Here is a 13,360-nt window from a genome sequence, read left to right on the forward strand (position 1 = left end):
GAAAAACCAAGCTCTGAAGTCACAAGCACATTTGTTTCAGCCTCTGAAACACAAAATTCAGAATCTAAATCATCTGTCGCAACAAGTGTGACAGAAAAAACTGCGGAAGAAACTGCATCCCATGAAGACCGTACTATAGATGTTACCGACAGAGGTATTTACCCACCTCCACCATGGTCTTCTCGAGTGGAAAATGTTACAGGTGGTGAGTATTACACTGACGATGATGGTTTTTGGCATTATAGAAATGAAAATGGCGATGACTACATTGATGGTCATACTATCGATGGTGTTAAGGTTTATTTTGACTATAAAGGTAGACAAGTAAAAGGAAGATTTGGCTTAGATCAACACTTTTACGATAAAGATTCTGGTGCTCTAGTTACGTCCAGTTATGTCAATGATGGCTATAACACCTACTATGTAAACAAAGAAGGTTATAGGCTTATCGGTCATCAAAAAATTAACGGAGATTGGACATACTTTAACGATTCTGGCGCCCAGTTAAAAGAGTCATTCGACCCTGAAGGTCGTTATTATGACAAAAATGGTCTACGGACCGATCTTGGTACCAATCACTATGTTCAATTACATAATAAGTGGTACTACATCGGAAATGATGGCAAGATTTTAAAAGGACCTCAAACTATCGACGGTGTTAAAGTCTATTTTAGCAATTACGATGGTATCCAAGTAAAGGGTGACTTTGCTAGTGATGAGCATTATTACGACAAGGATTCTGGTGCCTTGGTGACTAATCGCTTTGTTCATTCAATGTATGACTTCTTTGTAGATGAAAATGGTAATAGAGTTACAGGTCAAAAAAATATTGGAGGTGCTTGGTACTACTTTTCACCTGCACAAATCAAAGACGAATTTGGTCCTGATGGCTATTATTATGATAAAGAAGGCAAACGAACTGATTTAGGTACCAATCGCTATTACCAACTTCACACTCACTGGTACTACATTGGTAAAGATGGCAAGATTTTAAAAGGGCCTCAAACCATTGATGGCATGAATGTATATTTTGACACTGATGGCAAACAAGTTAAAGGACACTTTGCAGCTGATAACCGTTTTTATGACAAAAATAATGGTTGGCTCGTCACCAATCGTATTGTGAATATGTATGGTGATAAAACCTATTACATTGATGAAAACGGCTATAAGTTTACTGGTGTCAAAGAAATCAATGGGGCATTGTATTATTTTGAACCTGAACAAGTTTTTAATAAATTTGCCGAAAATGGTCGTTATTATGATGATAAAGGTAAACAAGTTGATTTCGGAACAAACCGCTTCTTCCACTTAAATGGATATTGTTACTATGCTGGAGATGACGGCACAATTTTAACAGGCAGACAAACGATTAATGGTATGGATGTTTACTTCGAGAACACTGGTGTCCAAGTCAAAGGCAGATTCATATCTGATTATTCAGGTAAGAATTTCCGCTATTATGATAAGGATTCCGGTGCCTTAGTCAAAAATCAATACGTCATTGCCTATAATAGTACTACTGGTCAAAACGAGAGATATTATCTGGATAATCAAGGACAACCATTAACCGGACCTCAAACCATTGATGGAAAGCAAGTGTACTTCCACGAATTAGGAAATTACTCTAACAATTACGGTGGTTGGCAAATATTCGATAATTTTGCTGAAGGACGGTACTATGATCAAGATGGTAATCTCGTTGACCTTGGTAAAAACCGTTACGTCCAAATCAAAGAGAATTGGTACTATGTTGGTAATGATGGAAAAATCTTAACAGGATACCATACAATTGATGGTGTTGATGTCTATTTTGATAACAATGGTGTACAAGCAAAAGGAACATTTGACTCTAATGACAGGTTCCACGATAAAGATACTGGAGGATTAATTTATAATCAATTCATTACAGTCAAAGATAAAACTTACTATATAGACGATAAGGGTAATCCCGTTAAAGGGTTAGCTGTTATCAAAAATACCGAATACTTCTTTGACAAACAAAAGGGAACTCAAATAAAAGGTGATTTCGCCGTGAATGGTAAATACTATGATGGTATCACTGGAGCTCTTGTAACCAATAGCTATGTGCGAGTCGGATCAGATTGGTACTATGTAAATAGTAAAGGTAGACGACTCAAAGGAGCTCAAATCATTAATAATGTAGCCGTTTACTTCAACCCTCAAAATGGTAAACAACTTAAAGGTGGATTTGACGAAGACGGTTACTTCTACGACAAAGACTCTGGTGCCAAGACTGATTTAGGAAAGAATCACTATGTGCAAATCAACGATGCTTGGTATTATATTGGTTCTGAAGGTAAAATCCTAAAAGGAGAACAAACTATTGATGGTGTACAAGTCCATTTCGACACTATTACTGGTGTTCAAGTTAAGGGTAACTTCATTACTAAAGATGGACGATTAATTACTGAAAAGGATCATGCTAGCTATACTCCGGCTGAAAAATTCTTCGATAAAGATTCTGGCGCCCTAGTCAAAGGTCGTTACTTTACCCATAAAGGCAAGTGGTATTATGCTAATGATCAGGGAATCTTACTAAAAGGGTCTCAGACCATCGATGGTGTAAATGTCTATTTCCACCCTTACTACTTCGGTGGTCAAGCTAAGGACCTTGTTTTGGACGGCTATTACTATGATAAAGACACTGGTGCTCGGCAAGAAATCCCTAAAAATACATTTTTCAAGGCCGGAAACAAATTATACTACTTTGATAGTAATGGGGATTTCGGTAGAATGACAATAGATGGAAAAGACTATTGTGTTTATTCTTGGGGTGAAGTTATTCGAGGTGGATTAGGACCCTACAACACTCTTCCATATTATGATGAAGAAACAGGTGCTGCTATCCACAAAACCGGTCTCATAAAATCAGGCAATAATTGGTTTTACCTTGATGAAAACGGTCGAAAAGTCAAAGGGCTACGAGAGATTAATGGTAAGATCTATTATTTCTCTGATGGACCAGAATCAAGATATGGGCATTATTATGATCAGGTCCGTGGCTTATTAGTTAACCCTTATAATGAAAATTACTATAATAGCACTTCAAAAGCTGCACCTACATACTTCTTTGATGCTGAGACAGGTGCTGCTTTAACTAACCAATTCTTTAACTGGGAGGGAGATTGGTACTACTTTGGTCCTGACGGAAAAGCGCTTATTTTCGATCAAGTTATAAACGGACAACATCTCTACTTCAGAAATAATGGTAAACAAGTCAAAGGACAATTTATCTCAGATTATAAAGGAACTCGCTATTATGATGAAAATTCTGGCGAACTTGTTACTAATCAGACACGTACCATTAACGGAGTAACCTATCTCTTTGATGAAAACGGACGTCCTACTCAATTGTGAGATTTATCTTATTATAGTAAGTATGTTTGTCTAAATGTTCTTTAAAAAAACACAAAAGGAAGTCGACAGTTGGTCAACTTCCTTTTTCATATAATCAATCACTGTCATTCAAACAGAACCCAATTATGACATTTTTTTAACATTTACGATTATCTTGTAAAAAAACTTGTTTGTAATTAAAAAAGTATTATAATAAAGATAGGTGAGCATGTAAGCGTTTTACCAAAACGTTGAAAGTGTACTACAGAGGGATTAGGATTAGGAACTTGGCTTTAGAATTCTAACGTCAAAATAATTTTTTATGCATGAAAACTGGTCCTTAGGCACTTTGGCATGATAATCTAAGGCTCTTTTCATACACACATCTGTCTATAATACAAAACTAGAGCTTTAGAGAGAATGTTTCAAACTAAAAGTTCTAGTTTTTTGTATTTAAAGACATATGCCATAGGCTGGATTCAATAATAAAACGAAAGGAGAGAAATAAAAGTATTAGGATAAATAAGTGAAGACACTTGTTTCTAGATATGAATTACACAGCATAAGCATATTCTCCTTGCCACACGTTTGACGTGCTCCCCTATAAAATCTTCTTATGGTCATGACATGAGAGATTTAGATATGGGACTCAGTCGTTTTAACAGATTTGCCTACTTTTAACACTATTTTAACGGCGAGCTCCTTTATAACCACCCAAACATCGGTGTTCATTTTATGAAAGGAGTCTATCATGAATACTGAAATGAATTATCCATGGCACGTGTACAAGAAGCACCTTGTGGCACTTTCTTGTGTAACCGCACTAGCTGCTTTTTCCCTAGTTGCTCGCCCTGCATTTGCGGAAGAAGTAAAAGCATCTGATACGAATGCTAAGACCGAAGTTGTCGCACCTGCTATAGAAAATGTAGTGGCTACTGTTGAGACTAAGACACTTGATGAAAATCCAACAGCAACTACAACAGATGCACCAACAGGCACAAGCATTATCAATAGCGAAGCTACAAGTGTTACCACTGATACTACAGCTATTCCTGAAACAGCTAAACCCGCTTCAGAGGCTTCAAGTACAGTTATCTCTGAAACAAATTCAACAAGATCAGAAATACCTACTTCTAAAACAGGAGCTACAGTAAGTGAAACTGCTAGTATGGAAAACGCTAGATATGAGGACATCTCAGAAAATCGACTTAAGACTGATGTTTCTTCCTTCAATAACGATGAAAACACAGAAATTCAAGACGAAGATCCTGAAGAAAATATTACAGGTGGTCAATGGTATAGTGACGTACAAGGTAGTTGGCACTACAAAAAAGACGGTAAAGACCTTATAGGCGCACACGTTGTTGACAATCAGCACGTGTATTTCCATGAAGATGGTAAACAAGCCAAAGGTGAGTCTGTCCAACGTAATAACCATTATTATTTCTACGACCAGAATCTAGGGCATAGGATAACTGAACAGTTTGTCAAGGTAGCTGATTTTCCTCACGATGAATACCGTTACTTTGGTAAATATGGTGTGGCTGTAACAGGCTGGCAAGATATTAATGGAAACCGTTACTATTTCTATCCTGACACTGCGTATAGAGTCTCCATTCCTTGGTACCAAGGAGATTGGGATGACTTCCATAAAGTTTACATTGATAGCAAGCCATACTACTTTGGACATGATGGTGAACTTTGGCGAAACCGCTATGTCAGATCTCTAGGGGGAATTCCTGGTGGCTATAAGAGCATGGATTTCGGAACATTTTACCTCGGCGACGACGGACAATACGTTACAGGCTGGCAAAAGAAAGGCGAAAAAGAATATTATTATTTTGAATACGGACGACAAGCTCGAGGAATCGGATTCAACAACAATGACAGCCAAACCAATGTTATGGGGCAATTTATTAGGTTCCCAGAAGGTATCCGTTACTTTGAACCTTATACTGGTGAACTTGTCAAAAATCGTATGATTTATAACGACAAGAATATGCTTTTTGAATATTCACATGGTTATATTCCTGGATGGCTCTATTTCGATAAAGACGGTATTGCAGTAACTGGACTTCAACAAGTTTGGGGTGAATACTACTACTTCCGTGATGCAGCTGGTCTCCCAATAAGAGTTCAGGGAGAAATTGTAGACTACAAGGGACATAAGCTTTACTTCGATCCAAACAATGGTCAAATGTGGCGTAATCGTAATGCCAATATTGATGGAAAAAATTATCATATTGATGAAAACGGCTACCTTACAGAGATTTAAGTCATCAATCAATTGTAATTAAGTTATTTTTGCATTATTTCAGTTTTTAGACTGAAAAGATTTTAAGATGAAGGGGAATTTATCATGATTACGAAAAGGACTAACCCAAAGAAACACCTTGTGGCACTTTCTTGCGCAACCGCTCTAGCTACTTTTACTTTACTCGCACGACCTGCATTTGCGGATGAAGCGAAAACACCTGAAACTTCTAGTCAACCAACTGAGATTCTTGCACCTGCACAAGAAACTGCAGTAACTAATGTTGAGGTCAAAGCACCTACTACAAATCCTATCTCAACTAATACTGAGCTACCTACTAGTACAAGTACGGTTCTTAGTGAAGCTCCTAGCAGTGAAGTCGCATCATCTGAATTAGCAAGCGAATCACAAGTAAAAATCACTTCTGAGCAAGAAATTAGCAATCAAGATAATCAGGCAAATAAAACTACACCAATTGAAACGGCAACTTCAGAAGCCTCTACTACAAAAACTTCGGTAGAAAAAGTCAATGAACCTATTCCTGTCGAAGAAACAAAAACACCTACAAAAAACAGTGAACAACCTGCCCCAATCGATGAAAATGAAAAGCCAGTCACACCTTCTGTAACACTTGAAAATGCACCTCATATTTCTGGTGGACATTATTATAGTGATGATAATGGTAACTGGTATTACAAGGATGCAAACGGCAAAAATCTTGTCGGTCTGAACTATGTGGATAATGTTCCTGTTTACTTTAGCCAAGACGGTATTCAAATCAAAGGTGGTTTTGCAGAGGATGGCCGATACTATGACAAAGATTCTGGTGCTCTTGTAACCAAGACCTTTAAAGAACTCTTAACTTATATTGGTCGTGATGATATCAACGGTCAAAACATTTATACTACTGATTGGTACTACCTTGATGCCGACGGACGGCCACTTAAAGGTCCTCAAAATCTTGGTGGTACAAACATGTACTTCTTCCCTAATGGAGCACAAGTTAAGGGACGTTTTGCTCCTGATGGACATTACTATGACAAAGATTCTGGTGCGCTTGTAACTAATAGATTTGTTCATATTTATAACTGGAATTTCCAAAATCAAGACGGAAATCGTGTTCTTAAATTTATGCTTACTATTCCGAACGACTCTGCTATAGGATCTGACGGTAAATCACACTTTATTGATATGAGCCACTATCCACTTTCCAGCAATGACTTGGATCGTGAGGACTATTACTACTACGTTGATGCTAAAGGGGATAAACTGACAGGACCTCAAACCCTAAACGGCATCCATGTTTACTTCGACCAAAATGGTAGACAACTTAGAAGTGAGTTCAAATTTGACGAAGATGGTACCGTTCATTATTACGATGCAAAAAACGGTGCACGCGCTGAAAATACCATTGTCAGAACCAACACTGGTGCCTTCAAATTCGATGCAAATGGTAATGGACATTTGATGGAACCTGGTGAAGAAACAGACACTCCCGTCATTCCTACAATCTCCCTAGACAAGGCACCACGAGTTTTTGGTGGTCACTATTATAGTGATAACGAGGGCAACTGGTACTACAAGGATGCAAACGGTAAAAACCTCATCGGTCTCAACTTCGTTGACAACATTCCAGTCTACTTTGACAAGGATGGCAAACAAGTCAAAGGACGTTTTGCAGAGGATGGTCGCTATTTTGATAAAGACTCTGGTGCACTTGTAACAAAACGCTATCTTGAAACTGAAGATGGCAACTGGGTTTACGTCAATGATAAAGGTGATAAACTCAAGGGAGAACAAACTATCAATGGTGTTAAAGTCTACTTTGATGATTTCACTGGTATACAAGTCAAGGGACATTTTGCACCAAATGGTAAATACTATGATAAAGATTCTGGTGCTCTCGTAACCAATGCTTTTAAAGAAATCTTAACTTATATTGGTCGTGATGACATCAACAATCAAAATGTCTATACTACTGCCTGGTACTATCTCGATGCTGATGGTAAGCCATTAACAGGACCTCAAACCTTTGGAAATAGTCGCTTTTACTTCCTTCCTAATGGCGCACAAGTCAAGGGACGCTTCGCCCCTGATGGACACTATTATGATAAAAACTCTGGTGCTCTCGTCACTGATAGCTTTGTTCATGTCTACAACTGGAATTACCGAAATCTCGATGGTGATCGCATCTTCCACTTCACTATTACCATTCCTGGAAATGATCTCGTAGATCAGGATGGACAGTACCCAAGAGAAAGTAAAGATTTAGATCGTGAAGATTTCTACTACTATGTTGATGCTAAAGGGGATAAACTGACAGGACCTCAAACCTTAAACGGCATTCATGTTTACTTCGACCAAAACGGTAGACAACTTAGAGGTGAATTCAAATTTGACGATGACGGAACTGTCCACTATTACGATGCTAAGAATGGGGCACGCGCTGAAAATACCATTGTTAGAACAAACACTGGTGCCTTCAAATTCGATGCTGACGGTAATGGACATTTGATGGGACCTGGTGAAGTATAAGAAAATAATTCAAATAACAACTATTGATATCTCATAATTACTTTGATTTAGGAATCGCTAAAAAGGAAGTCGACCAACTGTCAACTTCCTTTTTCATATCACAAGTAAACTTTTTTTCCACTTTAAGAAAACTTTAGGCTTTGCTTTATATACTATAACCATCCTAAAACTTTTCTTTTTCATAATCTCCTAAATCCAGGGCCTAGGTTCTGGATTTTTTTGCGTGAAGGAGAAGTAAATGAATTTATGAAATTTGAATCAAAGCTTTTCTTCTTTTGCCGGATTAATCATATCTAGGAAATAAGCATGTACCCTTTCGTCACCCGTTAATTCTGGATGAAAAGAGGTCACTAACATCTGCTTTTCTCTAGCTGCCACAATTGCCCCATTGACTTGAGCTAAAATCTCCACTTCTGCTCCAACAGCTTCAATAATTGGCCCACGAATAAAGACCATTGGGATTTCCCCTATTCCTTTAAATTCAGCATCTGTGACAAAACTGCCCAATTGGCGACCATAGGCATTTCTGGCTACATTGATATCCATGCTTGCCAAATGTTTTGTTTGGTCCCCTACTATGGTTTTGGCTAACAAAATCAGACCTGCACAGGTTCCAAATACAGGTAAGCCCGAATCAATTTTCACCTTTATCGGCTCAAACAAGTCTAAATCATGCAAGAGTTTTCCCATGACTGTCGACTCTCCCCCTGGTAGAATGAGCCCATCTAAATCAGCGTGCGCTTCCCAATCCTGTCGATTTCTGATTTGAACTGTTTCAACTCCAAGTCCGTTCAAGACCTGCTCATGTTCTGCAAAAGCACCTTGCAAAGCCAGTATTACAATTTTTGTCATCTATTTTCCTCGCTCTGCCATTAAGATGTCAATTTCATCCTTGTTGATACCAACCATGGCTTCCCCCAAATCTTCTGACACTTGCGCCAAAATATCTGGACGATTATAGTTAGTCACTGCTTTGACGATAGCTTTCGCACGTTTTTTCGGATCTCCAGACTTGAAAATTCCCGAACCAACAAAGACACCTTCAGCACCCAGCTGCATCATAAGCGCAGCATCCGCTGGCGTCGCTACACCACCTGCCGCAAAATTGACAACCGGCAACTTGCCATGTTCGTGGACATAACGGACCAAATCAATTGGCACCTGCAAGTCTTTAGCAGTAATATATAGTTCATCATCTCTGAGATTTTGAATACGGCGAATTTCTTGATTCATGAGTCGCAAGTGGTGAACAGCCTGGACAATATCACCAGTACCAGGTTCACCCTTGGTACGAATCATTGATGCCCCTTCAGAGATACGGCGAAGAGCCTCACCAAGGTCCTTGGCTCCACAGACGAAAGGCACATCAAATTTGGTTTTGTCCACATGAATAAGGTCATCGGCCGGTGTCAAAACCTCACTCTCGTCGATATAATCAATCTCAATCGCCTGCAAAATCTGTGCTTCCACGAAATGACCAATACGCACCTTAGCCATCACTGGAATACTAACAGCGTCCTGAATTTCCTTAATCATCTTAGGATCACTCATACGTGACACACCACCCACTGCACGAATATCAGCCGGAATGCGTTCCAAGGCCATGACCGCAGCTGCTCCCGCCGCTTCAGCAATACGTGCCTGCTCAGGATTTTGAACGTCCATGATGACGCCTCCCTTAAGCATCTGTGCCAAATTTTTATTTAAGTCGTAACGATTTGTCATTGCAATCACCTCTCATGTTTTTATGCCCTTTATTTTACACAGGATGATTTTTGAAAAAAAGACTCTATTTTTCAAACTGTATGGGGACAATTACTCTTTCAATCATATCTATAGACGAAAAAATAAATAAATTAGGAAAACTCTTTTATAGCTATAACTATCACGAATATAAGAATCTTTTTATAAAATCATGGCGTTTTTGTATCCGCTTTCTATTGAAATTATTAGAAAATAGGATTAAAATATAATCGTAAATTAATTTTTGGTGTTCATGTTGTTTTAAATGTCACAGCATGAATTTACCAAGTCACCATACAAGGGGGAAAATTATGGAAAACAAAGTTCGTTTCAAACTTCATAAAGTTAAGAAACATTGGATCACAATCGTTGCCTCAAGTTTAGCTATCGGAGCTTCACTAATTGGACTAGGACAGATCGGAGCTGATGAAGTCAAGCCTGAAACAACTGCCGTTAACAGTCCTGAAAATGTCGTCTCTGACAGCAATCTTGAGACTAGTGCTAGCCTTATAACAAGAACCGAAGTAGCTCCAGCGAGTACAGTTGTCGAGAATACTTCTAGTGTAGCAGTATCTACTGACACTACACCTACTAATGTCGCTACTCAGCCAACAGAAACAACTGCTACACAGCCTACCAGTGAAACTGATAAGAAGGTTGAGGCAGCTCCAGCTAACGAGACAGCTACAACCGATAGGGGTGCTGAAGTCTCATCTGAAACAAGCGACAACGTAACTACTTCACAGGAAACACCCTCACAAGGTGGCAAGTTCACTTCTGATGATCAAGGTAACTGGTATTACCTAGACAACGAGGGCCACAAACTAACTGGCCCACGAATCATCGACAGCTTCAACCTCTACTTCCATGACAATGGCATCCAAGCAAAGGGTGAAAAGGTAACCATTGATGGCAAGGATTACTACTACGATAAAGATAATGGGCGTAAGGTAACTGATACAAGTATTGAAGTAGATGGTAAAACTTATCTAGCAGATGCTGATGGTATCCTAACCGAAAAAACGCAACTACCTACTCAGGTCGTGACGGGTGGTCATTTCCAATCTGACAACCAAAAAGATTGGTATTACTACACTGCCAACGGTGAAAAATTAACTGGTTGGCAAAATGTTGATGGTGTCATCCTTTATTTTGATAAAGATGGCAAACAAGTCAAAGGACAAGAACGAGAGATTGGTGGAAAATACTATCGATTCGATGAGAATGATGGTTCTCTATTAACGAATCAGTGGCATCACACTTCAATTTTCAATGGCTATAGGACAGAACCTCAATATACAACTTATACTAATTACTTAGGCGAAGATGGTGCTGCATTTATTGGATGGCATACCATTGACAGTAAACGTTATTATTTCAAACCTGACGGACTTTTGGCTAAAAATGATACTGTCACAATTGATGGGAAGATTTATCTTTTTGATTACCAAGGACAATTGGTCAAGAACAAATATGGCATTGTTGAAACTCCTTCAATGTTCCATGCAAACACTTCTACCTACCGTACCAATGCTAACGGCGAAGTCTTAACTGGTAAACAAATTATCGATGGAAAAGAATATATCTTTGCTTCAAAGGGTCAAGTTCTTGATGGTATCATAGGTTATGACAGCAAACTTTATCTAGTCACAGATAGTAAAATAGAAAAAAACTATTTTGGAGCCCTTTTTTCAAAAAAAACATTTTGGGGCGGGCCTAGTTTCTCTGGAATCTATGGAACTGATAAAAACGGCGTCCTCCTAGAGGGCATCCAACGAGGCTCCGATGGTTACCTTCACTACTTCCAACCAAAGGTGGAAAGTATTAACAAGCCTACGTGGAAAGAAATCGATGGCAAGCGCTATCGTCTAACAAAATCGTATCGAACAGAGAGATATGCTGGTATGTACACCGCTATTATCCTTGCAGATACTACTTTGAAAGTCGATGATAAGACCTACACAATTGATAATGAGGGAGTTGTGACTGAGTTTATGGCCAAAAACCAATTTGTTCGTGATGACAATTGGAACTGGTACTATTACGATGCTGATGGCAAGCTTCTAACTGGTCGTCAAACCATTGACGGTATTCAACTCTACTTTGATGCTAACGGTAAACAAGCTAAAGGTACCTTGATTGACATTGATGGTGATACTTACTACTTTGACAAAGATAGTGGGGCTATGTGGACCAATAGTAGTCTAACCCTCAATGGAATGACCTACGAAATTGATGACCAAGGACGTGTGACATCGTCACTTCGAAATACTTTTGTTCAAGATAAAGATGGTGACTGGACCTACCTCAAAGATAAAGGGCAAGTAGCTACTGGATGGCAGACTATTGATGGTGTTCAACTCTACTTTGATGGTACGGGGAAACAAATCAAAGGTGAGCGTACACTTATAGATGGGAAGTACTACTATTTCGATAAGAATAGTGGCGAGCTCCTTCGTAATGCATTCCATTCCTTTAGTTCCTCATATAAGCTCTACTTTGGAAATGATGGGGCACAAGTTTTCGGATGGTACACACTAGATGGTCATCGTGTTTACTTTAAGGAAAACGGTATTCAAGCCAAAGATGATTTACTTTTAATTGATGGCAATTATTATTACTTCAATCAAGATGGCCAACTTCTTGTTAATGGTTCCGCTAAATCATATAATAGTTTATATCTTGCAGACTCAGAAGGAAAATTATTATCCGGGTGGAAAGAAATTGACGGTAAAACCTATTACCTAGATCCAAGCGAAAAGCAACACTACTATAATAGAACAGCAACTATAGACGGTAAAACCTATCTTTTCGGTTCTTACGCAGAATTATTACGTAATGGAACTCAGTACGGTTACGCTTCAGACGAAAATGGAATCGTTCGAACAGGATTCTACCGTACTGATAAAGGTTACCTCTGCTATCTTGATCCAAGAGTAATCTCTTACTACCAACCACTTTGGAAGGAAATTGACGGTAAACTCTATCACTTTGAAAAAGCAACTTCATTAGGGAAAGAATTGTACGGTTCTCCAATCACAACCAATGCAACCCTCGAAAAAGACGGCAAAACTTATGTTATCGATGAAAATGGTGTGGCCACTGAGAAAGTGAATTAATGGGGAAAGAAAATCTTTCTTCTACTTTAAGAAAACTTTAGGCTTTGCTTTATATACTATAACCATCCTAAAACTTTTCTTTTTCATAATCTCCTAAATCCAGGGCATAGGTCCTGGATTTTTTTGTTTTAGAAAGGTCTGTAGCAACTAAAATCATCCCCTCTCACTCGCAACGCAATGTAATCGTTTTCTTATTTTTATCTAAATTTCTTATATTTTCTTGAAAGTCTCTAAAATAGCGCTATAATAGGAAGTAGGAAAAAGGAGGAAGAATTATGAAAGTACATTCTAATTTTACTGGACCTAAGTCCAAACAACGTCTGATTGCATTCTCATGTGCAACTGCTCT

At 38.6% G+C, this 13,360-nt stretch carries 6 protein-coding genes; 4 read left to right on the top strand and 2 right to left on the bottom strand.

What is annotated here, in order from left to right; genetic code table 11:
* The 3 genes from HMPREF2571_RS08970 to HMPREF2571_RS08980 all read left to right on the top strand — a co-directional run.
* A partial coding sequence (locus tag HMPREF2571_RS08970; protein WP_070847839.1) for a glucosyl transferase occupies positions 1-3,381 on the top strand: 3,381 nt, incomplete at its 5' end.
* 730 nt (positions 3,382-4,111) lie between these two features.
* Positions 4,112-5,635, top strand: coding sequence for a glucosyl transferase (locus HMPREF2571_RS08975; protein ID WP_002883853.1), 1,524 nt, complete (start codon positions 4,112-4,114; stop codon positions 5,633-5,635).
* 84 nt (positions 5,636-5,719) lie between these two features.
* Positions 5,720-8,149 (top strand): glucosyl transferase, encoded by a 2,430-nt coding sequence (locus HMPREF2571_RS08980; protein WP_070847842.1) that lies wholly within the window; start codon positions 5,720-5,722, stop codon positions 8,147-8,149.
* A gap of 258 nt (positions 8,150-8,407) precedes the next feature.
* Here HMPREF2571_RS08980 and pdxT read toward each other — a convergent pair whose 3' ends face one another.
* Together pdxT and pdxS are read right to left on the bottom strand one after the other, a co-directional pair.
* Complete coding sequence (gene pdxT, locus HMPREF2571_RS08985; protein WP_013990293.1) at positions 8,408-9,001, bottom strand: pyridoxal 5'-phosphate synthase glutaminase subunit PdxT; 594 nt, start codon at positions 8,999-9,001, stop codon at positions 8,408-8,410.
* Complete coding sequence (gene pdxS, locus HMPREF2571_RS08990) at positions 9,002-9,874, bottom strand: pyridoxal 5'-phosphate synthase lyase subunit PdxS (protein ID WP_013990292.1); 873 nt, start codon at positions 9,872-9,874, stop codon at positions 9,002-9,004. It abuts the gene before it with no gap.
* Positions 9,875-10,203: 329 nt separating this feature from the next.
* Between pdxS and HMPREF2571_RS08995 the strand changes: the two genes are divergently transcribed.
* Positions 10,204-13,011, top strand: a complete 2,808-nt coding sequence (locus tag HMPREF2571_RS08995) for a KxYKxGKxW signal peptide domain-containing protein (protein WP_070847845.1) — start codon at positions 10,204-10,206, stop codon at positions 13,009-13,011.
* The last annotated feature ends 349 nt before the right edge of the window (positions 13,012-13,360 follow it).

The sequence above is a fragment of the Streptococcus sp. HMSC068F04 genome (genome assembly GCF_001837455.1).
Lineage (GTDB): Bacteria > Bacillota > Bacilli > Lactobacillales > Streptococcaceae > Streptococcus > Streptococcus salivarius_D.